The following is a 21,572-nucleotide window of genomic DNA, read 5'->3' on the forward strand; positions in this document are numbered from 1 at the left end:
TTATACCTTCTCGACTTCCGGCCGGCCGAGAATGCCCGTCGGCTTGAAGATCAGCACGAATGCAAGAATGGCAAAGGTAGCGACATCCTTGTACGCGATGGTGAAATAGGCCGACCACAGGGATTCGATAAGGCCGATCATCAGCCCGCCGAGAACAGCGCCCGGCAGTGAGCCGATGCCGCCGAGAACGGCTGCAGTGAAGGCCTTAACGCCCGGAACGAAGCCGTCGTTGAACGAGGCGACACCATAATACATCAGGTACATCGTGCCGGCGACGGCAGCGAGTGCCGCACCCATGATGAAGGTAATGGAGATCGTCTGATCGACATTGACGCCGAGCAGTGCCGCCATCTTGCGGTCTTGCTCCGTTGCGCGCTGGGCGCGCCCGAGTGCCGTCTTGTTGACGATGTACCAGAAGGCGGCGAGCAGGACGACGGTCACAATGATGATGATGATCTGCTTCAGCGAGATCGAGAGATTGCCGACATTATAAACCGTGCCGACAAGTGGCGGGATCGGCTTATTGCGCGGACCCTGCGTGACCTGGATGAAGTTCGATAGCGTGATCGACATGCCGATCGCGGTAATCAGCGGCGCCAGGCGGAAAGAACCGCGCAGCGGGCGGTAGGCGACACGCTCGATCGTCCAATTCCACAAACTCGTCATCAGCATCGCAACCACAAGCATTGCCAGCAGCAGCACGGCTACCGGAAGACCTGCAAAGATGGATGTGAGAACGAGAAAGACGATAAGAGCAGCGAAACCACCGAGCATGAAAATGTCGCCATGGGCGAAGTTGATCATGCCGATAATGCCGTAAACCATCGTATAGCCAATAGCCACAAGGCCATAGATGGATCCGAGAGTCAGCCCGTTGAAGAGCTGCTGGATAAAATACTCCATATGTCATTTCCCCTGGATGCGAACCAAATTTAAGTTGCATCTCTTATTAGTTTTATCGCGCGTGCTTTCACACGAGCCACTAGTCGCATTGCATAGCGGTTTCGTTGGAAATGTGAAGACAAAAAGGATTTATTGCGCCAGAATCTTGGGTAAACAGGCCTAAATGGCGCAATTCAAACCAAAATCCACATAAAAGCGGCATCGACTGGCAAATTTTTAGCCAGAGCAGGCTTCGTCAATTAATCTTTTGGCACCGAACGAAACCAGAAACGCTCCCCTTGTGCGTAAATTGTTCCACAAGTAAGGAAATTGACGAAATTTCAAACTCGAAGATGCTGTCAATTGCAAATGGCATTTCACGAGCAATCGCTTCTGACGCGCTTTGTGCAAACCCCACGAGCCTGTGCTAATGTTACGGGATTCCAGCAAAGGGGTGCAGCAGCACCTCCTATACACTATATATAGCGCGGTGGTCTCAAGACGAATTTGCAGACGAACGGCAGGAATATGCTGAAGACATTTGAACGGGCGGCACTCGAAGCCGGCAAAGCCATCATAGAAGTCTTCTGCGATGGCTGCCCGGTGGAAATGAAAGCTGATGCAAGCCCGGTGACGATCGCCGACCAGGAGGCCGAGCGCATCATACTGGCGTATCTGAAACGCGATTTCCCTGAGATCCCCGTCATCGCCGAAGAATCGGTAGCCGCTGGCAGAGTGCCTGATATTGCCGGAAAGTCCTTCTTTCTGGTCGATCCTCTGGATGGCACCCGCGAATTCCTGGATAAGCGCCAGGAGTTCACCGTCAATATCGCCTATGTGGAAAATGGCATCCCCGTCACCGGTATCGTCTATGCCCCGGCGCTCGGCATCGCTTTTTCCGGCGAGCGCGGAAGCGCAGAGAAACTAGTGATCGACGAGAACTTTGCGATAACGGAGAGAATGCCAATCAAAGTGCGCAAACAGCCCACAGAAAGTATGGCGCTCGCGAGTTTTCGGCATGATAGTCCCGAGACTGGCCTCTTCCTCGCTAGGCACGCGATCTCCAAATGCACCAACATCGGCTCGTCCCTGAAATTCTGCCTGCTGGCAGAAGGCAAGGCCGACGTCTACCCACGCTTCACCCGCACCATGGAGTGGGATACGGCGGCCGGCGATGCGGTGTTGCGCGCAGCCGGCGGATCGACTGTCACCATGGACGGCCAGCCGCTGATCTACGGCAAAACCGGTGCGGCTGCTGATTTCGACTTCGCAAATCCCCATTTCGTCTCATGGGGCGGCACAAAGCCTGCGCTCGAGCGGGCGTAGCGACCGCCGAAAGTCGGTGTCTTTCAGCTTTGTCGCTGCAATATTGTAGCGGGCTGTTCGACACCATTGCCTGGATGCCTCCGGCCGGGAAAATCACCCGGTAGGTTCCATCTCCGGTCTTCACTTCTGATTCGGAGTCCGCACCCTTCCCTTCTTCCGGTCGCATGCTCTCCCGCCGCAATGTCGCCATAATCGCCGCCGCCGCCATCATGTGACTTCGGTAACATCAGCGCAGAGGCAGACATAATTATGGCATCAAATCCATAGTTTAGGAATACCAATTCTGACAGCCTCCGCTCATCCGGCTCCGGCGCAATAGACAATAAATTCGATCCAAACGGGACCGGGATCCCGTAGGCCCTACCGGGATTGGAGCGTTTTGGCACGGTGTAAGCCATGCCCATCACAACCGTCGTCTGTGTTCCGAATCTGGCCAAACACATAAGATTCCTAATAAAAACCCCGGTTGAAAAATAAAACTCCTGATTTTGCATAAACTTAACGCAACTGCGAAGTTTGCTGCGATGCGAAATTTCTCTGGACTCGGTTAAACAAATGTCGCAAATTTAGGATGTAGTAGGGTTAAACGTCGCCTAACATTCTGGTGCCTTAATGTGGCGCTAACCAAGCCAGCGAATGACACCGCCGAAAGCTTCAAAATACAAAGGGTAGATCCTTGAGCGTCATGGACCTTAACAAGAGTATTTCTGAAGAGAGCTTTCGCGTTCCGCCTGTTCGTCAGGTAAACGCGAGGTTCCCAGTTACCGCACTTGACAGCATCGTTCCGCCACCTGCTTCCATGCAGTTCGTGCTGAAGCGAGCCTTCGACATTTTTGCCTCGATCAGCGCACTTATCGTGCTTGCTCCGCTTCTTCTGGTCGTCGCAGCCCTGATCAAGATGGACAGCCGCGGTCCAGTGCTCTTCAAGCAGACCCGCTGGGGCAAGAATTGCCGCGCCATCAAGGTCTACAAGTTCCGTTCCATGCGTACGGATATGCAAGACGTCACCGGCGTTGCACAAACGGTCAAGAATGACCCCCGCGTTACCCGCGTCGGTGCCTTCCTGCGCCGTTCGAACATTGACGAGCTGCCGCAGCTCCTCAACGTGCTCAAGGGTGACATGTCGGTTGTCGGGCCGCGTTGCCATGCAATCGGCATGCGTGCCGGCGGCATGCTCTATGAAGAGCTGGTTCCGGAATATCATCACCGCCACGCCATGCGTCCGGGCATCACTGGTCTGGCGCAGATGCGCGGCCTGCGCGGCCCGACAGACCGTCCGGCCAAGGCGCGCGCCCGCATCGCCAGCGATCTCCACTATGTCGAGAACTTCTCGATATTGATGGACATCCGCATCATCATCGGAACGCTGATTTCCGAGCTGAATGGCGGCAAAGGCTTCTGATTGGAGAAGTAAGGGTATCGGCTGCTACAGCAGCCGATACCGAAATGCCCGGGCGACGGCTTGCATGCGGTTGACCGAATCCAGTTTGCGCATCGCGCTCTTCAGATATCCCACCACCGTATGCGATGAGAGATCGAGAATGATCGCAATTTCGTCGCTGCTCTTGCCTGCGGCCGACCAGCGCAGGCATTCGATCTCGCGCCGGGTGAGGCTTTCCGAGGGCCGGTCTTGCGGCTTCTCGTCGCCCGGCAGCGTGTCCAGAAGCTCCATACAGCCATAAATCAGCGTCGTCGCTTCTTCGCGAGCGGGCATGGCACGCGCGCCCGAAAAGGCGAAGATGTATTGTTTCAGGTCAGCGTCGTGCAGCGCGAATGCGAACGTATGCTTCAGCCCGTGCATCTGAAACATCGTGTTCAGACGGCGGTTTTCCTGATTCGCTGCATTGCCACCAAAAGACCCCTCTTCGCAGAAGACAGGCATGATCGTGCGCTTCATGACAGCGACCAGTTTGCTGCAATAGAAGAGGTCCGCCTCCTCATAAAAGTTGACGAGGCTCTGCGGCCAGTTGCTGATCAGCTTGTTCTCGAGAAAGGCCGTCCGGTCCCCGCGCGGGAATACGGAAAACAGATGGAATTCGAACCCGGCGGCCTTCGTCAGCTCGTCCAGGCGGCTTGCACCGTCGACAGCGGAAATGCCCGCAGAACGGGCCTCGAACGCAGAAAATGCGGCATCATCGGCGCAGTCGCGGACTGCGCGTTCACGTCTCTTCATTCTCTTATTCCTTCACGGGCCTCGCTTCGGCTCGGCCTCGCAACCGGCAGCGGATTGGACGCGCCGGACGATCAGGAAAGACGGCATCTGCCCCGCATCCGAAGGATACGAAGCATTCAAACGGCAATCTTTATTGATACTGCGAGAGCAACGGAGACGAAGTCTTTGCGCTCAACTTATGTTGCAGCGCTTATAAAATTATCCAGAAGAAATATGTAACATTTATTCCGCATGGCTCCCATGCAGCCGCATCAAATTGACGTAACGGCAGGGGCCAGCAAATCAGCCCTCCGGGAGCGCGTCTAAAGTTATTATCAAAGTCTTACGATGCGTTTAGGCAATTTTTAAATGTGGCAAGTTAGAGTGGCGCCCGTGGTCTTGCGTTGTGTAGAGAGTCCAATGACCGAAATGATACGTCCCCGAGTGAAATATGTCATCGGCCCCGATGGCAGCCCCCTGACGATTGCGGATCTTCCGCCGCCGAACACGCGGCGCTGGGTCATCCGCCGGAAGGCAGAGGTTGTCGCGGCTGTTCGCGGTGGCCTGTTGAGCTTGGAAGAAGCCTGTGAGCGTTACACGCTTACTGTCGAAGAATTCCTTTCCTGGCAGTCCTCCATCAACAGCCATGGTCTCGCCGGCCTGCGCACTACGCGCATCCAGCAGTACCGCCACTGATTCCATTCGATTTGATTATTTCGGGCCGGACGCATTTCCCTCGAGGGAATGAAGAAGGCCCGAAATCATTGCCGAGGCCGCGTAACACCAGAGGCCGGGTTGCGTAAACGCATTCGCAAGTCCCGTCGTCTTCGCTGCCGCAATCACGATCGCGACGAGCAGCACGTCCATCATGGACCACTTGGACAGATGCGGCACGACGTTGCGATAAAACAGGCTGCCGGTGCCGCCGGCAGCCATGGATTCAGCCGCGATCCCGATCATTTTCAAAACCGGCAATACGATCGAGACGAGCGCAACCAGTGCCGCAAGCGCCACGTCACCTCCATTCCAGAGCGAAGCCACGATTTCCAGCAGTGACGGCGTCTCGTCGAAGAACCAGAGCTTCTCGAAGCGGATGAGCGGCAACACGAGGCCAAGCGCCAGTAGAAACGGCGCCGTCACCAATAGAACGGGCCGGACCGCCGAAAGCCTGTTCAATTTTCCGCCTCCCCTTTGAACACACTGTCTCCTGCCGCTACGGCTTGGCATGCCGATGCCGCCATGTCACGTTCGCGATCACATAATTCGTCAGGAGACAGACATGGATATCAGGATTGAAGAAAACACCTCCGGCGGCCGCTATGTTGCGACGCTGGAAGGCCATGAAGCGGAAATGACCTATTCCCGCACATCACCGAAACTCATCATCATCGATCATACCGGCGTGCCGGACGCTTTGCGCGGCAAGGGCGTCGGCCAGGCACTCGCCCTTCATGCGGTCGAGGCGGCTCGCGAGGGCGGCTGGAAGATCATCCCGCTCTGCCCCTTCTTTAAATCACAGGCGCAGCGCCATCCGGAATGGAACGACGTGGTAAACTGAGAACATCCACCATACGAAAGAAACACCAAAAGCCATGCATGACGGACACCGCGCCCGTCATGCATGGCTTCTGTGGTTATCCCCCAAGGCGCCGTGACCGGCGCCTGCAACATTCGTCAGGCCCGGACGCGAACCGCGCCATCACGCTCTTCGAGCGCCGTTGCCCTGGCATATTCCGCCTGCATTTCCTCAAGCGCCAATTCCAGCGCCTCCTCCTGAACCTTCAGTTCCTTGATCGAAACCTGAAGATTGTCGGCGCGCTGACGTGCGGCCTTGGCGAAGGTCGGATATGCAAAGTGATTCGGGTCGGAAATACCGGACTTCTTTTCCTCGACGACGATCTGGCTCTCCAGATCCTTCGTCATCCGTTCAAATTCGGACATCATCATCTGCAACTGCTGCAGCTGACGACGTTTTTCGTTAACCTGAAACTCTTTCAGGCGAACGAGGCTCTCTCGCGACTTCATACGCATTACTCCCGTGATGCGAGACCCCGGCTCAACTTGAAACCGCCCTTGCGCGCCGCTTTGACACGGTTTGCTAAAAAATTTCCTGCGATATTAACAAAAACCTACCGCTGGTAACCTTTCGTTTACGGGCATCGTTAATGATAGGCCCGATGATTTAAGGCTCGGTAAACACCAGGACAGGAAAGCCGAACCTTTTCATTAGCGAGTCGGATGAATCACTTAGCGCATATTCTTAATGTTGAAGTTGAGAGTTGCGCTTCGAGATTCCCATTGGAAAACAGGGAAATGGAAAAATTATTTAATAAATTCGATACTCCTTGCCAGAGTGAATTAGAATTTGTTAACCATTTCGTGGCAGCTTCCAAATCACGTAGCTTATTCGGTATCGCGTAGGGGGCCATGCCACCTTTCGGCGGCGGTAAAGGGGATAATTATGCGGGTACTTCTCATCGAGGATGATAGCGCTACGGCGCAGAGCATCGAACTGATGCTCAAATCTGAGAGTTTTAATGTTTATACGACAGATCTCGGCGAAGAAGGCGTGGATCTGGGCAAGTTGTATGATTACGATATCATCCTTCTCGATCTGAACCTTCCCGACATGTCCGGATACGAAGTGCTGCGCACTCTCCGCCTGTCGAAGGTCAAGACGCCGATCCTCATCCTCTCGGGCATGGCCGGCATCGAAGACAAGGTTCGTGGTCTCGGCTTCGGCGCCGACGACTACATGACCAAGCCGTTCCACAAGGACGAGCTCGTCGCCCGTATCCACGCCATCGTCCGCCGTTCCAAGGGTCATGCCCAGTCGGTCATCATCACGGGCGAGCTTATCGTCAACCTCGACGCCAAGACCGTCGAAGTCGGCGGCCAACGCGTCCACCTGACGGGCAAGGAATATCAGATGCTGGAGCTTCTCTCGCTCCGCAAGGGCACCACGCTCACCAAGGAAATGTTCCTGAACCACCTCTATGGCGGTATGGACGAGCCGGAACTGAAGATCATCGACGTCTTCATCTGCAAGCTGCGCAAGAAGCTCGCAAATGCTGCCGGCGGCGCCAATTACATCGAAACCGTCTGGGGCCGCGGCTATGTGCTGCGCGAGCCCGATGGTGCCGAATACGCCGAAACCGCCTGATCCGCCGAATCCCCTTACCAAATGAAAAGTCCCGCCTCGCCGGCGGGACTTTTATTTTGTCGGCAATGTGCGGAAATGAAAAAGCCGCCCAAAAGGACGGCCCCCGTTAACGATTTGTGCGACCTATTCAGGCAGCGATTGCGCGATTTCCGAACACGGCGGTAAGGATTTTGCGGTCGAACGGCTTGAGCAGGAAGTCGGTTGCCCCTGCCCGCTTGCCGGCCATCAGCTTCTTCAGATCGGCCTCGATGACGCAATAGTAGATCTTGACCTCTTTGCCGCCGTCCATGGCGCGGATATTGGCGATGAGATCAAGCGCGCCTTCCATGCCCGAATCAACGATCAGATATTCGGGAAGCTCAGCCTGGCAGCGCTGCAACGCCTCCTCGGCATTCGAAGCTTCGCTGACCAGAAAATCGAGCTCTGAAAGGATTCGCTTGCCGACCTTGCGAACGATGTCCGAACTATCGGTGATCATGAATCTTTGCATGGCAGCTCCTTACCCCTCGCGCTGTCTCCGTCGAGGGTCTTCCTGACCTTCGAGGATAGGTTGATCAGGCTAAGGAATCGTTACTGCACCGGCTTCGATCAGCAATCGGTGAACTACGCTGCGGCAACCTTGGCAGTGAAGACGATCTCTTCGGCGCTGGCTGAATAATCCAGAACCATGCCGCATTCTTCCGCTAGCAGTACAGTGTAATAAGGCTGGATCGAATGCGCATCGATCGCTTCCTCGGCGGTGCCGGTGGCGATTTCGACGAATTTCGGCGGCAAGCGCATCAGCTTGCCCCTGGCGACGAGCTTGAAACTGGCATCGAATTCCGGATTTTCCAGCGTAATATCCAGATTGCCGCCACGCGGAATGGAAGAATATGCGACGAGGAAGAGGTTAAGGAGAAGCTTGACCCTGTTCTTGGCGACGATCGCGCGTGGGCCGCTCCAGCTGACCTCGGTCTTCTTCTCTGCCACGGCAAAGTCCTTGGCTGCACGTTCGGCCTCGCCGGTATCGATCGAGGCGCCGACGGAACCGGATGCACCGAAGGCAAGGCGCGCGAATTTGAGACGGACCGAGGCATTGAGCGCACTGGTGCGGATGAGATCCATCGCGTCCGAATCCGCTCCGCCTTCGTCCAGAAGTTCCAGACCGTTATTGATCGCGCCGACGGGCGAGATCACGTCATGGCACACACGACTGCAAAGAAGTGCTGCCAGGTCCGGGCCGGACAGAGTGAGATTCGGGTTCTTGGACATCATCGTCTCCTGAGGGCGGCAGTGTCATTCCACCCGGTAGTGTGCCTGATCAAAATTGCGCGAAGTTTGCGACCGTACTCGCCGCCATAATGACACCATATTTGGTAAACCGATTGTTAAATCTAACGCATTGATAAAATTAATTGTCGTTACAAAATATGGCACGGCGTTACGCAAATGTCGTGCCCTATTTGTTCACTGTTAACACTCCTCAAAAATCGTGATGTTGCACCGTAGCCCGAATAGGCTATAGGTTGCAGTGGGCTTGAACACCCTGACTTCACATAGGTTTCGCGCAAGCGAAATAGCCGAACACGTGCGCTGCTTAGCGGCAGGCGCATTGCCTGAGCCATTGCATGGCCGGCGGGCGATGCGCGTATGTCCAGGCGCGAGCTAAAGGCGCATCGGCGTGTCTGTGAAGCGCGTGTTCAACCCCCGGCTCCGGTGCTGCCCACCGGGTTCATTGGCTAGGCGTCACAACAATGCTGATGGCATACGCAGACAACGATGCGCCGACACGAAGACGGCGGGTTTATCAAGCACATTGGATTTTCTCGATCGGACAGGCTGTGCGGGCCGCGGATATGGACGCAATAGTGTTGTCGCGTGAGCGATCGGCTCGCGGATGTGAAATGTACTCACTATGGATTGCAACTAGAGCGGCAGGCCGCCCATACAGGGTATTAAATAAGAATACGCTAATACCCAAGAATTAGCTATTGTTAACGCTACCAGAGAATGTCAGCATACCAGTGTCGGGACATTGTAAAGCGAGTACGAGGAGAATATGCACAGGTGGAAGCATAAGGTTGGGGACTGCGTAGACCATATGGCTGGGGCGATGACGGCAATCGTCCTGGGGCGGACCAAGACACTGGCTGGAAGCGAGAATTATGACATCCGCCTTGTCGACTTGAGCGACACAAGGCGCGACAGAGTAATTTCCGGCAGAGTCACTACGAGAGTGAAATTCCTTGATCAGAGATGCGCGTCATGCCGCTTTAGGCAAGGCAGCGAATGCTGTAGGGACAAGAGCTAAAAAAGAGGCCCGCGCGAGCGGGCCTTAGTCTTCTGGAGGAATTATGGACGGTCTTATTGAGTTTCTGGAACGAGAAATCAGCAGCAACACCACCATCGTCAAAGGCATAGAAGAAGACGGCGACAAGTGGAGCCGCAACCACGGCGATGGCACTGAAGACGTCACTGCGGCGACACTCGCCGAAGCCAAGCGGAAGATCCGCGAGGCCGGCGAACATCTTGCTAGGTTGCGTCGTTAGCCATACCTGACCAGCGCCTCCTCGATCTTGCCGTAGAGCTCGTCGACGCCCCCCGTATTGGCTATCGCCAGATCTTGGTCGCCACAGCCGCGCTCTGATTCGTGGTTGCCAGAAATGCCGCCTCGGCCCTCGATCTTGTAGATGTCACCGCCAAGCTTGCGGATGGCCTGTGCTTCATTCGGAAAGCGGCAGTCATCGACGACCACGCGGCCAGCCTGGGCCAGGATATCAACTGCCCGCTCGCGCCAAAGCTTCAGCCAGAACGATGGCCCTATACAGTCCCTGCCCCACTGTGTGCCGAGCGTCTGCATAGCGTGCCGTGGTGTTCTGCCCTGCAGCAACTCGCAAGGCGTCTCCTTCAGATCGCCCTCAATCTGCCGCTCATCCAGACCGATGGCACGCATCATATCCTTGAGCGGTCCGGCGAATTTCACGAGCGTGTAGCCATGATTTTCAACGAGATAGCGCGTCGCCGTGGACTTTCCAGCGCCCGCCGGTCCGGTGAAGGCAACGACAGGCGGCAGGTTGTCGTTTGCGGGCGCCGACTGATTGAAAGTCTCTGGCCGTCCAATTGAAAGCTTCCCGATCGCCGCTCCCAAACGCGCAATCTGGCTGTTATCATTGGCTGCCGGAACCGCAGTGAGGCAGCCGGTGTCTGCGGATGTAAAATATGCAAGGTTGGTCATGCTTCCTCCTTAAGCGCTGAAAGGCCAAGCGGCGTGATGCTAAATTTCCATACCGATCGATCGACTACGGCCCACCCATTCAGCACGGATCGGGTTTGTGCTGATCGGCTTTCTGGTGTGTCGCTAGTGACAGCAGATTGGCTGCCGTCTGGCGGCAAAGAACGCAGAAAGCTCTTGTCTGCTTCCGTCGGCTTCATGCTTCCTCCTTAAGCGCTGCGTCGATCATTGTTGGCCATGCCGCCAAAGCGTATGCCAACGCTTGCGGTCCGCCTGCGTCGAGAACGGCCTGCTTCATAGCTTCAGTCGGGCTTCGCATTGCGTTCAAGGCTATGCGAGCCAACCATTGCTCTATCTTCGGGTTGTCTGGTCCATAGTGCTTGCTCTGGTAGATGATTTCGTCGCCGATCCGCTCAATCATGTTCATGCACAAGCTCCTTCTTCGTCTTCGGCGCGACAACAGGACGGAACCGCCTTGCCGCAAACGGCGGATCCTCATCGCCGAAATGCGGGCAGACGCCGCGATAGATGCCCTCCAGCCGAACGTCGATATAATCGCCGTTCATGTAGTTCCTGGCTGGACCTACCCACCTTGCTTTATAGACGGCGCCAGCCGTGATGCCGAGGTATTGCTCGGCGTAGATGCCGTCATCGATGCAGACGATTTCGTCGCCCGGGCGGATGGTGGTCATGTGGTCTCCTTCATGAGCTCGCGTCCAGCTTCTGTGATAGAAAACCATTGCCGAAAGCCGGATCCGCCGCGCGTTGCTTCCACCAATCCGTGCGGGATAAGCTTGCGGAGAAGTGCAGTCGTGCCCTCGCCAAGATGTGCGGTGGCGAAGTTTTTCCTGTCTGGATAGTCATCGTGGCGGCGCGCTAAGACCTTGAGAGCTTGGCGCTGTCTTGCCGTTATCGCGTCCATCACTCCATCCCCCTCGCCCGGCAATCCATCAGCGCATCGAATGTCGCCATGAATTCCACCTCTGCCTTCTCCGGCGACCAATAGCGCAGCTCGACGCCGAGCGGGTTATTATGGCGAGCGTGCCAATCCATCGGCACGAGATTGACGAGCTCGTCGCCAATGATGCGATCGTCTGCATCATGAACTGCGGCCGGCATTGCGTGCGGAAGGCCGTATCGATCGCAGACCGCCGCCATGACCTTCGCCTCGGCCGCCTTGTAGCCGGTGAGATACGGCTTCACCGGCCGGGGGACGTCCACCAAATAGCTCTCCGAGCTATCGTGAAGAAGTGCCCAGAGCGCCACATCTACGCCTTCCCAGCGCAGGTGGCGGGCCATCAGCACGCAATGCTCCGCTACGCTATAGAAACGCAAGCAATGACCAGCGTAGCGGCTCTGCATCGCCAAGCTGTGTGCAATGTCTTCGATGAAGACTTCGTCGGCGCGCGGATCCATGCTCCAAAACTTGCGGCCGGTGTAAGTCTGCATGAAATCGCCGTAGCGTCCGCTGTCCGAGGACGAAGGACGCGTCAGGCCGATGTACTGGCCGCGAGCCTGCAGCCGCTCAAACTGCTCCTTTGGCATGACATAGTCGCGGTTGATAATTGGCTTGGGATCGGCGACAGGACCAACCAGTCCACCTACGTGGAACCCAGCCGACGCGCCGCTTTCGTCGATGGGCACGTTGTCATTGGCTCCGACGTATTTGTCGATAGGGCCGCCGTCGTCCAGGTTATACTGTTTTTGCGGAAAGGTTATAACCGACATCACGCGGCCACCTCCGCATCCTGAATGGCCCATCGCGTCGACGCGACCCAATCCTCTGCAAGCTGATCGTCAGTTGTCGGCGCGTAAGGCTTGCGCACGCCGTCGGTTACCACCTCCAGATACTGAAGCGAGGTGCCTGGATGCGAGATGTAGACCGCAGCCGGTCTGTTCGATGTTCGGCCAACAGTGTGGCCGGCCTTCATGGCCTCAATGGCCTCGCCGTAATTCATGTTGTCTCCTCTTCGTGGTGGTTTCCGCCGATTGGTGGTCGGCGGCAGGGGTGTGGTTAGTGAAAAATGGTAAAGCAGGCAGACGCGTAGATGGATCCCAATGCGCACCCAATGCCGAACCACATGAATTTGTCGACCCAGGTCAACCCGCCCTCCTCTGCTCCGCCGGCGCATTGTCATTAGCTGCGACATAACGGCCGGCAACTGCACCGGGCCGGAGCGTAGCTCTGCCGACTTCGCCATACAGGCGAGAGTAGGTGATGACTTTTGCGGATCGGCCAGACAGCCAGCCGCCGCCAGCGGCGTATGCGTCAGGCGCGGCAAGCGTCTCGTGGCGCTCGATATGCATCAACTGAGTAGAAACGACCGCATCGCTGTGAAGGTGGCCGCCGTGTCCATAGTTGAACTCGCACCGGCCGAACATCTCGCGGAACATTCCGGCGAACACGCGATCAAGATCCTTCACGCCACGCTTGTGCATATGGTGAAAATAGAGGCCAGTCTTACCCCGTTCATAGGCGTAGTAGAGAGACGGACTGCGGTCTACAGAGATACGTGGCTCGTTCTCGTACATGGCGGCCAGCATCTCGCGCAGCCAGGCCGATGATGCAGGATCGTGGTTTCCCGACGCCATGACCACATGCACATGCTGGTGCTTTTGCAGGAGCATGTCGATGATTTGGCGCACGGTGCGGATGACGACGCGGATAACCTTCTGCAGTCGGCTGTCAGCGTCCAGCACGTGCTTGTGCGCTGGCGTCACGCTCTCAAGGGCATCGTGATGCATCAGGTCGCCAAGCTGCGCCAGAACAGCGGTATGCGCCTGCGGAGAACCAGCAATCGCTGCGGCGAACCAGTCGAGCAGCAGCTGCTCCGCAATGCGAAGATCGTAATCGGAACCGGTCTCCTCTCGCCACGCAAGCATACCGAAATGGCTGTCGGTAACAACGAACTGATTGAGTAGATCTTCCTCGACGCTCGCCGGAGGCGGCATAATCGAGACGCGTGGCAACTCCTCTTTCAGTGCATCAACGGTAGCCGCGAATACGGCGGCTTGCTGCTGGCTGTCCTGCGCCGTTTTATGCCACGCTTGGATAACCTTGCCGTCGGCATCTACCAGCGCAGACACTCCCTTGATGACGTGGCCCGCAGGCATCTCCCATTCCGGCCCTCGCTCTGGCTTCTGCTGCACGAAATCGCCATTCGGTGTGCTTGTGACCTGGCTGATGCGAAACCCCGGCAGCACCGGTTTCGTGCCCAGCATGCCGCGCTCTGCGGCTGCTTTGAGCCTCGAGCAATACGTGTTGCGCGGCAGGCCTAGGAGTTCGGCGGCCTGCGATTTATTGCCGAGCGCAATGAACGCGTCGGCGGCTTCCTTGGCTAGTTCGTCACTTAGGGGTGGTGTTGGCATTAGGCGGCCTCGATCCAGTGAGTGTCTTTGCCGTAGATTTTGCACATTTCATCGGCGATGTAGGTTGCGGTCTTCTTTGCGTATGGAGCGTGGCCGTGCCTCTCGACGCTGTTGCCGGAGAGGCAGATGCCGCCATTGGTTTCGAAGTTCCAAGCAACGAAATATCTAGTGACGCCCAAGGCGTCCTTTATCCATTTGATCAATTCCCACCTCCAATAATCGCCTGCGGCTCGGTCTGCTTCGGCACTTCGTGGTTCGGGCTTTCGTAAGCAAAGCCAGGCCCGCCAGATCCGCCCATCTCTACGTTGACTGTCCCGCCGTTCTCGGCGTTATCCAGCGCCTTCTGCAGTTCGTTAGCCGTCTTGGCCGAATACGGCAGCTTGTAGAGGCGCGGCTCCGGACTGTGGTCCAGCATGACGTAGATTGCCTCATCGACATCGATGCGGGCACCGAGGACAGTAAATTTGCCATCTGGCTGCCATGGTGCGGCGTGACCGAGTGTCAGGAGCGTGGCTGGCACCGTCAGGACGGCGATGATCGCGAAGACAACGGCTTGCCGCTTTGTGCCGAACCAACCGACGGCGCCGGTGGCGAGGACGAAGGTGAGCCATAGTGTGATTGCGGGGGTCATGGCAGGTGAGCACCGATGAAGACGCCAAGAGAAAACAGTACGGCCGCCACCAGAAAGGCGTGGACGCCGGTGAATTCCAAAACGTCAAATCCAAGACGATCTTTTGTTACCTTAAAGGCCATCACTTCCTCCTCATCTGCTTGAAAACCTGATTTGCGCCGTCGCTCAAGACGCGACCATTGGCGACGCGGAACCGGATCGCAGTTCGCTCCTGGCCATCCTTGGCTAGCTCGACGACGCCGGCCCACACCGGTACCCCCTCGGCAAGCCGAACATCAACTGATACCGGCATGGGTATCGTCGAGCATCGAAAGCAGCGAACGTTCACTGCATATTCGCCATCTGGAAGGCCGCGCGTAAACGCCGATTCGAAGTTGAGCGGCGTCTCGTCGTCGGCCATGCCGCGATCGTCGCGCAGCAGGCTCCACACGCGCGCGGATTTATTTGAGTAGCCGACCGCATATTCGTCCCCATAGGAGACCCAGAGATCGACGTCATCAGACCCGGCCGGCCACGTGATGGAGGCAACGAGGTTGCCGGGTGGCGTCAGTTGTTGCTCGGTGCTGGCTGGGTTGACCTGTGCGAGCACAAGGACAACCAGCGCCACGAGGCCGAGCAGCATGTTGAGAAGAAGGTCGCGGGTGAGGATGGCGGTCATGGTGCCACCTCACGAGAACTCTCTTGTTCAAGAGCACGTCTAGCAATCACCTGCCATGCGGCCTTCGCCTGTATTCGGCGCGAGATGGAGACAGATTCGAAATCTCCTTTGTTGCGGAGAACGATCCCCCTTGAAGCCATGTCTGAAAAGATGGCCTCCACGAGGTCCAATGCACGCTGGTCGATGTCGTCGCCCATCAGCACACCTCATTGAAATAAGCGTTGAGAAGGTCGTCGGTGAATGGCGGAGCCGAGGCCAGCAACAGCTCGCGCTCATCGTCCTCGCCGCAGCAGGCGATCTCCATGTCTTCCTTACTCAAGGCGGAAAGCCATGTGTCGATCGGCTGAAGGATCTCTTCAGGCTGCTTGTCCAGCCAGCGCCCAAGTTCGCGAAGCATCTGCTTCTCAGAGCGGCCTGTGAAGATACCGCCGTTGTCGTAAGCGATTGCAAGCGCAGCCTGCTTGATGCCGGGGAATTTGTCTGGGCTCATCACACCACCTCCTTAGCGGGCCATGACGAGGTGCTACCCCACAGCACCTCGTCAGCAGCCAGGGCTCGCTCCACGTCGGCCGCGATGCACTCCGGCAACACGGACTCTGCTGACTTGTGCCCATAAGCGCGAAGCGACTGGCGAACAGTTCTGGCGATTAGCGATGCCCTTAGCTCCCGCATGCCTTTGCTCTTGGTGTAGGCGCTGCCGATGCAATCACGAGATTCTGTTAATGGGCCGCCGTTTACGCCGCAGTCGCGTGCCTTTGTGTCCGTCATCACACCGCCCCCTTCTCGCCGACGACCCACGCCACCGTGGAGATCCACAGCGCGCCGATAGCGCCAACGAGCGTCGAGCAGAACGCCACGCCCATACCGGCCAGCAGACTTGCCGCAACGCGCTGCACGCCTTCTGCTGAGCCGAGCGATCCGGTGTCGATTTCCTGCAAGGCGATGATGAAGCCGATGACGTTGCCAATCAGGCCGAGCGTCACCAGCCAGACTTCCAGCCGCGCCAGATGATTGATGCGGCCGAAGAAGACGGCGGCAATGCCTGCCGCGAAGAGCGCGGTAATCACATAGCTGATGCGCGACACATCATGCGTGAACACGAACTGCGTATAGCCCATAACCGTGGCCCAGATGACCAGCGCGGCCCAGCAGATGTTGAGGATGATGAGTTTTGCAATGTTTGGGAATGCCATGTTAGGTGATGTGGTCACTTGCCGCCATCCTTCTTGGCTACTGCCGCCGTCTCCTTGGCGACGCGTTTGCAGTTCTCGGCATAGTCAGATCTGCCGATGGCGGAGAATTCTCGCGCGGCCTCGAGTTGGGCTGTGGTGGATTTGGCGCCGGTCATTGGTCGAACTCCCTGAGCGCCGCGAAAGCGCCAGCTATTACGGCCATGACGATCGCTCCGAAACGAAAGTCGGATGCGCCCATGCAAACAGCAATGATTGCGGAAAACACTGTCCAAAAAGTGAGTATAGCATTCATCAAACAACCCTCCCCAGCAGTGCGCAAACGGCGCTTGCCGGGACAGCAGTCCCGAAACCAGTCAGAGAAGGAACATAGCCTTCACCATTCTTGAGGGGGGCAGGAACCACGCCGACGACAATGCCGACGACGCGGCCATCCTTGCCGAACAACGGACCACCGCTTTGCCCCATAACCGTGGTGATGTCGGTAATGACCACTTCGCGCCACGGATCGGCTGCGCGCGCATTACCGGCGATGCGGCCAAAGGAAGAGACGAATTCAAGATTGAGAGGATTGCCTGCGGCTTGTATCTCATCGCCCAAGTGCGGCACTCGGCAATCCAGCGAGGATTGCCCTCCCACCTTGCCAGCCGTCCGCAGGAGCGCGATGTCGTAGGCCTTGTTGACCCAGAGCACTTCAGCTTTGACGGTCTTGCCATCGGTGGTCTTGAGCTCGACTTCCTTGTTGTCGCTAGCGACATGGGCCGCCGTAATGACGAAACCGTTGCCGATATGGACGCCAGAGCCGTGTCCGCCCTCGACGTTGACCATGACGACGGAATCTTCCGATGTCGTGGGCGGCGCCTGCACGATGGTGTTTGTGATCGTGGTGTGGACCGGTTGACCTGGCGCCAGCTTGACGGCGCCAAAAACAATAACTGCTGTGGCAATGACGGCAATGCCTACGGATCTATAATATCTCATAACGCCTCCTCTTGCTGTGGTGGTGAAAGCGGAGGCTGGTGACCTCAGCTATTACACGCTGGGTCCATTATACAAATTTGTCAACGGCGCTATAAACGAAAAAAGCGCCCTCCGCGGTTAAGCAGAGGGCGCTAGCAAAAGATGATGGGGCGGTGGGTATTAACCCGTCCCGAACATTGAAGCTTGCTTCATGGCAATGACACCAAGGGCGATCTGCTTTGCCATTTGCGGGCCCGGATGCGTGCCATCGTTATTGCCGACAGCCTTGCCGGCCGTGCTGGCGGCATATGTAACTGCTTTCCCAGATCCGGATTGAATGTTGTACGTGTAGGGCCCTGATCCGCTCTTGCTGACGACGGGCCCGAGGATGTTGGCGCGGACACCATCAAACGACAAGAGAGCGCCGAGCGGGATATCCTCGTTTAGCTGGAACGTCGTGGCGCTGCTGGCGTAGCCGGAACCGGCCAATGTCACGCTATCGAAGACAGGTGCCGCCGAGCGATACTGGTTATAGTTCGGATCGCCTGAATGGTAATTCGGCTGGTAGGCCGCAGTGCCGTAATAGCCCACGTCGAAAACCGCATCAAAATGCACGCCGGCGTCGGCCATGATCTGATCATTGTAATACTGCCGATAGCCGTTCTGATAGGATGCTGCGGGGTAGACATCGTTCACGCCGGGGGTCTGCAGCGTCGGGTCGCGATAATCGCCGCCTGTTCCGATGCGGGCCGGCAGGGTTGCCTTCACATATCGGATACCGGGGAAATAGCCTTTGAGCACACTTACGCCCTGGTAGAGCGCAGACATCGTCATGCTGCCGGAATTCGCATCGCCATTGTTGCCGTGCTGATCGAAAATGCACGTGAAAGGCAGGCGTCCGCCGTAGAGGCTTTTCAGTTCCAGCAATGGCGTGACACGGTGCACAATGCCTGGCGTATAATCGACGCTCCCGAAAACGCCATTCGTGTTCTGGGTCGAGAAAGAGCCCGGCAGACCGATGTGGCCACTCATAATCCGACCATTCGTCGGGTCATCGAGACCACGTTCCATCCAGCCAATGGCACCTCGCGGTTCCGATGCCGGTATGCCAGTGGTGAAGTCGCCCACGCCGTAGCCGATGCTATCGGAATGGATCAAGATCACCGGGGAGCGATTACCGTCCGTGCGCTCGCCCACCATGAACATTGGGCAGAACTGCTTGGTGGGTGCCGAGCCCGAGGAAGTGATCGCGCCACTCGCCAAGAGCGAAAGCAGGGTAGTCGGATCGGCTGCGTTTTTGCACTGATCGCCAACGAGTGTCGCGAGATACTGCGAAGCCGGGAATAGATCTCCAACCGCCGCCATAGAAAGCAATGCCACGTGGCGAATGTTGCTGTTGGCCGTGACCGTGAGTGGGTTCGCCCCATTCATGATGATGTCCGACCACTTGCCGCAGTCGAAAAGTGTTGCCCTGCCGTTCGTGGAGCCTGGGCCGCCCAATGTGGCTAGCTGCTGGCCGCCGAAAGTTGCTGGATAACGAACACCGCCGACTTCTAGACTATAGCCAGCTTGGAATGTGGCGGGGATCTGCTGCTCGGACGGCGTTGCTCCGCCGTTGTTGCATGCGAAACCGGGCAGGAAAACTCGAATGTTTGTGATGTCGAACGGTGCGGAACCTGCCGAAAGCGTATTAATCGCACCCTTGAAGGATGAGGCGACGTTTAGCTGTGCCGTTCGATCCGGCACCCTCAAGCGAGAAGAACCAAAGGCGAGCTGTTGCTGCTGCCCCCCACCGCCCTGATTACGGGCGCGCACGCCCAGAGAAGTCAGGGACGTCGAAAGCGACGTCCCCCTTCTCAACGAGTGCCTGAGCCCCGCCATGTTATGCGGCAATCCACTGGAACTTGTCGTTCGGCTCGGCGTAGACGTCATAGTCCGTCGACGCAGGCACGAGGAAGCGCTTGCCAGTCGTCGCGTCAGGCGTCGGGCCTACCGAGACCCAGGAGTCGGCAGCAGCGCGAATGCGGAAGATCGCCTGGCCGGAGGCGGCGCTTTCCTGCGGAGCAACGTTGGTGGACGTGACGCCGGTGGCCGGAGCTTCGGACCATGCGATCTTGCCGAGGATGGCCTGCGACTTGTCTCGAGCGAAAAGGGAACCGGCATAGCCGCATACGACGTGAAGGCCTGAGAAAGCCATGAGAGTCTCCTAAAATGTGGTGGTTGGCTGGTTGGCCGGTGTTATGCGCGCGTGGTGGGGCGCTTGACTTGATTTTCGACGATGCGATCAACGCGCGCCGTCATGTGGTCGACGGCGGTTTTAACGCCATGGATCGCCTCCATGATCTGATCGGTGGTCTCCCGAAGCCCCTGCTTGGAAACATATTGCTCGGCGACGTGCAGACGGTGCGCAGCAAGGTCGGCGCGCACCGAAGCGGCCTCCATGGCGGCATCCGCTGCCTTCCGCACCGCCTCGTCCTTCGCACGGTCAACACGGCCCTCGATGCGCCACCAGACGCCGGAAATGGCGCCCATGAGCATGACGAAGAAACCTATGACCGCCATTAGTTCGGTTCCGGTCATTTTGGCCTCGCGGTCAAGCGGCCGTCTCGATCGAGAATGAAATCTACCAGAGCAAGGTTTCTGCGGTAGCACTTGATCAAAGACGATCGATCTGTGATCCACAGCTTTTCGAGCCGCTCTTGCGCCAAAGGCCCATCGCCCAGGTCGACAGGAAGATTGCACTTCTTGAGAAGTTCGTCGGAGGGGCGCGCAATCTGCGGCGGCGCGGCCGGTCTAACATTAACGGACTTTGTTAATGCGGCGCACGCTGGAAGCACCAAGCACAGGCTTGCCAGCATCAGGATCTGCGGCAGCTTCATCGGCCAGCCCCTTCGTGTCTGTATCAAGTTTGGAGTTGGCTGCCTGCATCTCCGCAATAGCGGCTGCCTCGCGCGCCTTGGCTGCGTTATTCGCGGCGTTCTGGCGCTCAATCTCGGCGTTCTCTGCGGCTTTGTAGTCATTGACCAGCTTGTCAATGCGCGCCTGATAGGTCACGGCGGCCCGCTGGTATCCGCGGTGGTCGATGTAGGCGTATACACTCCAGAGCGCAGACACGGCGATCAGCACGGCAACAGCGCCGACAAGCCATTTGTCGACGCCAAGAAGTTTCGCTAGGCCCGCAATCATGGCTCCAGCCCCGACACGCAGATCTCGGCCTCACCGGCGCGCTGGGCATCGCCCATTTCTCTCCGACGAACGAGACCCTGCACAACCTGACCGCCAGCCTTGTTCCATGCGGTCTGGGCGATGCAGGCTTCGCGATACTTCCCCTGCACCGCAAGGCGTGCTGCAGTCGAGTTGACCATGCCTGACACGCCGAAGTTATAGGCGCCTGAAATCATCGACGCCTGCACCGAAACCGGGAAGCGGGTGAATCCCTTGATCTGTTTCGTCAGCGGCAAGTAGTAGTCACGCTTGACGCGCTCCTCCAGGATCGCATCGCACTCGGCTGCGGTAAACGACATGCCGGGCTGCACCGGCTTGCCGTTGATGCGGGTTTCGCCGTGGCAAATATCGTAAATCTTGGCGTATGGATCCCAATGCGATTTGAGCACGAGGCCTTCCCACGGCTTGATCAGCTCGTCGGTTGCGAGGATGACCGCGGCCGGCCGCTCCGGCTCGGCGAAATACGATCCTCCGGCGGCCAGCACTGCCGCGAACATCGCGCCAGCAACGGCAGACTTGCCGCGCTTTGTAGCGACAATCTTATTTATCGGCAACGGGTGCCTCCTTGTTCTGGATGAGGTGTCGCGCGATCCATGCGCCAACGAGCAGCACAAGCGTCAACCACCACGGAAGGTAGTCGGAGACGAACGGCACGACGTTGAGGATGATGTCGGACACGGCGGCGAGCTCGATCAGCCGGAGCGACCATGCCTTCTTGGCCGTTGCAGCCGCATCGGGGATAAGCACACGCGCGACAGCGTCACGCGCGCCTGTGAAAAGCGTGCGAAGCATGGTGGGCTCCGGT

At 57.5% G+C, this 21,572-nt stretch carries 34 protein-coding genes; 6 read left to right on the forward strand and 28 right to left on the reverse strand.

Going from position 1 to position 21,572, the window contains the following annotated elements; all coding sequences use genetic code 11:
* Positions 1-903: an ABC transporter permease subunit gene (locus AB8B33_RS16920; RefSeq protein WP_113321631.1), complete on the reverse strand. Its 903-nt coding sequence runs from the start codon at positions 901-903 to the stop codon at positions 1-3.
* Positions 904-1,410: 507 nt separating this feature from the next.
* Between AB8B33_RS16920 and cysQ the strand changes: the two genes are divergently transcribed.
* Both cysQ and AB8B33_RS16930 read left to right on the forward strand, forming a co-directional pair.
* A complete protein-coding gene (gene cysQ / locus AB8B33_RS16925) occupies positions 1,411-2,208 on the forward strand; it encodes a 3'(2'),5'-bisphosphate nucleotidase CysQ (protein WP_439016229.1) in 798 nt (265 codons plus the stop codon).
* A 685-nt stretch (positions 2,209-2,893) separates the two neighbouring features.
* Positions 2,894-3,610, forward strand: coding sequence for a sugar transferase (locus tag AB8B33_RS16930; protein WP_439017268.1), 717 nt, complete (start codon positions 2,894-2,896; stop codon positions 3,608-3,610).
* 24 nt (positions 3,611-3,634) lie between these two features.
* Here the strand turns inward: AB8B33_RS16930 and AB8B33_RS16935 are convergent, their stop codons facing one another.
* Positions 3,635-4,381, reverse strand: a complete 747-nt coding sequence (locus tag AB8B33_RS16935; protein WP_439016230.1) for a helix-turn-helix domain-containing protein — start codon at positions 4,379-4,381, stop codon at positions 3,635-3,637.
* A 399-nt stretch (positions 4,382-4,780) separates the two neighbouring features.
* Here AB8B33_RS16935 and sciP point away from each other — a divergent pair, with 399 nt between their 5' ends.
* Positions 4,781-5,056, forward strand: a complete 276-nt coding sequence (gene sciP, locus AB8B33_RS16940; protein WP_007533628.1) for a CtrA inhibitor SciP — start codon at positions 4,781-4,783, stop codon at positions 5,054-5,056.
* A gap of 15 nt (positions 5,057-5,071) precedes the next feature.
* On the opposite strand, the gene AB8B33_RS16945 is transcribed toward sciP, so the two are convergent.
* Positions 5,072-5,587, reverse strand: a complete 516-nt coding sequence (locus AB8B33_RS16945) for a paraquat-inducible protein A (RefSeq protein ID WP_439016231.1) — start codon at positions 5,585-5,587, stop codon at positions 5,072-5,074.
* 52 nt (positions 5,588-5,639) lie between these two features.
* Here AB8B33_RS16945 and AB8B33_RS16950 point away from each other — a divergent pair, with 52 nt between their 5' ends.
* On the forward strand, positions 5,640-5,918 hold the full coding sequence (locus tag AB8B33_RS16950; RefSeq protein WP_113321626.1) for a GNAT family N-acetyltransferase: 279 nt from the start codon (positions 5,640-5,642) through the stop codon (positions 5,916-5,918).
* A gap of 116 nt (positions 5,919-6,034) precedes the next feature.
* Here AB8B33_RS16950 and AB8B33_RS16955 read toward each other — a convergent pair whose 3' ends face one another.
* Positions 6,035-6,385, reverse strand: a complete 351-nt coding sequence (locus tag AB8B33_RS16955; RefSeq protein ID WP_007815190.1) for a hypothetical protein — start codon at positions 6,383-6,385, stop codon at positions 6,035-6,037.
* A gap of 436 nt (positions 6,386-6,821) precedes the next feature.
* On the opposite strand from AB8B33_RS16955, the gene ctrA reads away from it, so the two are divergent.
* On the forward strand, positions 6,822-7,523 hold the full coding sequence (gene ctrA / locus AB8B33_RS16960) for a response regulator transcription factor CtrA (RefSeq protein ID WP_007815188.1): 702 nt from the start codon (positions 6,822-6,824) through the stop codon (positions 7,521-7,523).
* A 127-nt stretch (positions 7,524-7,650) separates the two neighbouring features.
* Here the strand turns inward: ctrA and AB8B33_RS16965 are convergent, their stop codons facing one another.
* Complete coding sequence (locus tag AB8B33_RS16965) at positions 7,651-8,013, reverse strand: response regulator (protein WP_037104520.1); 363 nt, start codon at positions 8,011-8,013, stop codon at positions 7,651-7,653.
* A 113-nt stretch (positions 8,014-8,126) separates the two neighbouring features.
* On the reverse strand, positions 8,127-8,774 hold the full coding sequence (gene chpT, locus AB8B33_RS16970; RefSeq protein ID WP_113321625.1) for a histidine phosphotransferase ChpT: 648 nt from the start codon (positions 8,772-8,774) through the stop codon (positions 8,127-8,129).
* 1,082 nt (positions 8,775-9,856) lie between these two features.
* Between chpT and AB8B33_RS16975 the strand changes: the two genes are divergently transcribed.
* Positions 9,857-10,051: a hypothetical protein gene (locus AB8B33_RS16975; RefSeq protein ID WP_439016232.1), complete on the forward strand. Its 195-nt coding sequence runs from the start codon at positions 9,857-9,859 to the stop codon at positions 10,049-10,051.
* Here the strand turns inward: AB8B33_RS16975 and AB8B33_RS16980 are convergent.
* From AB8B33_RS16980 to AB8B33_RS17085, 22 genes are all read right to left on the reverse strand, one after another.
* A complete protein-coding gene (locus AB8B33_RS16980) occupies positions 10,048-10,737 on the reverse strand; it encodes a deoxynucleotide monophosphate kinase (protein ID WP_439016233.1) in 690 nt (229 codons plus the stop codon). The genes AB8B33_RS16975 and AB8B33_RS16980 overlap by 4 nt on opposite strands.
* A gap of 193 nt (positions 10,738-10,930) precedes the next feature.
* Positions 10,931-11,161: a hypothetical protein gene (locus tag AB8B33_RS16985; protein ID WP_439016234.1), complete on the reverse strand. Its 231-nt coding sequence runs from the start codon at positions 11,159-11,161 to the stop codon at positions 10,931-10,933.
* A complete protein-coding gene (locus AB8B33_RS16990) occupies positions 11,148-11,426 on the reverse strand; it encodes a hypothetical protein (RefSeq protein WP_439016235.1) in 279 nt (92 codons plus the stop codon). The genes AB8B33_RS16985 and AB8B33_RS16990 overlap by 14 nt, the downstream gene beginning before the upstream one ends.
* The gene (locus AB8B33_RS16995) at positions 11,423-11,656 is read right to left on the reverse strand and encodes a hypothetical protein (RefSeq protein ID WP_439016236.1); all 234 of its coding nucleotides are present in this window, start codon (positions 11,654-11,656) and stop codon (positions 11,423-11,425) included. Before AB8B33_RS16995 ends, AB8B33_RS16990 begins: the two co-directional genes overlap by 4 nt.
* Positions 11,656-12,462, reverse strand: a complete 807-nt coding sequence (locus tag AB8B33_RS17000; protein ID WP_439016237.1) for a hypothetical protein — start codon at positions 12,460-12,462, stop codon at positions 11,656-11,658. Before AB8B33_RS17000 ends, AB8B33_RS16995 begins: the two co-directional genes overlap by 1 nt.
* Positions 12,462-12,692, reverse strand: coding sequence for a Thoeris anti-defense Tad2 family protein (locus AB8B33_RS17005; RefSeq protein ID WP_439016238.1), 231 nt, complete (start codon positions 12,690-12,692; stop codon positions 12,462-12,464). The genes AB8B33_RS17000 and AB8B33_RS17005 overlap by 1 nt, the downstream gene beginning before the upstream one ends.
* 142 nt (positions 12,693-12,834) lie before the next feature.
* Entirely contained in the window at positions 12,835-14,103 is a 1,269-nt protein-coding gene (locus AB8B33_RS17010) for an oxidoreductase (protein WP_439016239.1), read from the reverse strand.
* Positions 14,103-14,306 (reverse strand): hypothetical protein, encoded by a 204-nt coding sequence (locus tag AB8B33_RS17015; protein WP_439016240.1) that lies wholly within the window; start codon positions 14,304-14,306, stop codon positions 14,103-14,105. Before AB8B33_RS17015 ends, AB8B33_RS17010 begins: the two co-directional genes overlap by 1 nt.
* On the reverse strand, positions 14,303-14,734 hold the full coding sequence (locus AB8B33_RS17020; protein ID WP_439016241.1) for a hypothetical protein: 432 nt from the start codon (positions 14,732-14,734) through the stop codon (positions 14,303-14,305). Before AB8B33_RS17020 ends, AB8B33_RS17015 begins: the two co-directional genes overlap by 4 nt.
* The gene (locus tag AB8B33_RS17025) at positions 14,731-14,856 is read right to left on the reverse strand and encodes a hypothetical protein (RefSeq protein WP_439016242.1); all 126 of its coding nucleotides are present in this window, start codon (positions 14,854-14,856) and stop codon (positions 14,731-14,733) included. The genes AB8B33_RS17020 and AB8B33_RS17025 overlap by 4 nt, the downstream gene beginning before the upstream one ends.
* Positions 14,856-15,392 (reverse strand): hypothetical protein, encoded by a 537-nt coding sequence (locus tag AB8B33_RS17030; RefSeq protein ID WP_439016243.1) that lies wholly within the window; start codon positions 15,390-15,392, stop codon positions 14,856-14,858. Before AB8B33_RS17030 ends, AB8B33_RS17025 begins: the two co-directional genes overlap by 1 nt.
* Positions 15,389-15,589 (reverse strand): hypothetical protein, encoded by a 201-nt coding sequence (locus AB8B33_RS17035; RefSeq protein ID WP_439016244.1) that lies wholly within the window; start codon positions 15,587-15,589, stop codon positions 15,389-15,391. The genes AB8B33_RS17030 and AB8B33_RS17035 overlap by 4 nt, the downstream gene beginning before the upstream one ends.
* Entirely contained in the window at positions 15,589-15,882 is a 294-nt protein-coding gene (locus tag AB8B33_RS17040; protein ID WP_439016245.1) for a hypothetical protein, read from the reverse strand. Before AB8B33_RS17040 ends, AB8B33_RS17035 begins: the two co-directional genes overlap by 1 nt.
* A gap of 277 nt (positions 15,883-16,159) precedes the next feature.
* Positions 16,160-16,603 carry a hypothetical protein gene (locus AB8B33_RS17045; RefSeq protein WP_439016246.1) on the reverse strand — a complete coding sequence of 148 codons (444 nt, stop codon included), beginning with the start codon at positions 16,601-16,603 and terminating at the stop codon, positions 16,160-16,162.
* Complete coding sequence (locus tag AB8B33_RS17050; protein WP_439016247.1) at positions 16,600-16,740, reverse strand: hypothetical protein; 141 nt, start codon at positions 16,738-16,740, stop codon at positions 16,600-16,602. Before AB8B33_RS17050 ends, AB8B33_RS17045 begins: the two co-directional genes overlap by 4 nt.
* 136 nt (positions 16,741-16,876) lie before the next feature.
* Complete coding sequence (locus tag AB8B33_RS17055; RefSeq protein WP_439016248.1) at positions 16,877-17,563, reverse strand: trypsin-like peptidase domain-containing protein; 687 nt, start codon at positions 17,561-17,563, stop codon at positions 16,877-16,879.
* 159 nt (positions 17,564-17,722) lie between these two features.
* A complete protein-coding gene (locus tag AB8B33_RS17060; RefSeq protein ID WP_439016249.1) occupies positions 17,723-19,423 on the reverse strand; it encodes a hypothetical protein in 1,701 nt (566 codons plus the stop codon).
* A gap of 1 nt (position 19,424) precedes the next feature.
* Positions 19,425-19,739 carry a hypothetical protein gene (locus AB8B33_RS17065; protein WP_439016250.1) on the reverse strand — a complete coding sequence of 105 codons (315 nt, stop codon included), beginning with the start codon at positions 19,737-19,739 and terminating at the stop codon, positions 19,425-19,427.
* 41 nt (positions 19,740-19,780) lie between these two features.
* On the reverse strand, positions 19,781-20,122 hold the full coding sequence (locus AB8B33_RS17070; protein ID WP_439016251.1) for a hypothetical protein: 342 nt from the start codon (positions 20,120-20,122) through the stop codon (positions 19,781-19,783).
* Between the two features lie 219 nt (positions 20,123-20,341).
* Positions 20,342-20,728, reverse strand: coding sequence for a hypothetical protein (locus tag AB8B33_RS17075; protein ID WP_439016252.1), 387 nt, complete (start codon positions 20,726-20,728; stop codon positions 20,342-20,344).
* Positions 20,725-21,321 carry a lysozyme gene (locus AB8B33_RS17080; protein WP_439016253.1) on the reverse strand — a complete coding sequence of 199 codons (597 nt, stop codon included), beginning with the start codon at positions 21,319-21,321 and terminating at the stop codon, positions 20,725-20,727. Before AB8B33_RS17080 ends, AB8B33_RS17075 begins: the two co-directional genes overlap by 4 nt.
* Positions 21,308-21,559 (reverse strand): hypothetical protein, encoded by a 252-nt coding sequence (locus AB8B33_RS17085; protein WP_439016254.1) that lies wholly within the window; start codon positions 21,557-21,559, stop codon positions 21,308-21,310. The genes AB8B33_RS17080 and AB8B33_RS17085 overlap by 14 nt, the downstream gene beginning before the upstream one ends.
* Between the last annotated feature and the right edge of the window lie 13 nt (positions 21,560-21,572).

It is taken from the genome of Rhizobium sp. 768_B6_N1_8, assembly GCF_051811225.1.
Taxonomy (GTDB): Bacteria; Pseudomonadota; Alphaproteobacteria; order Rhizobiales; family Rhizobiaceae; genus Rhizobium.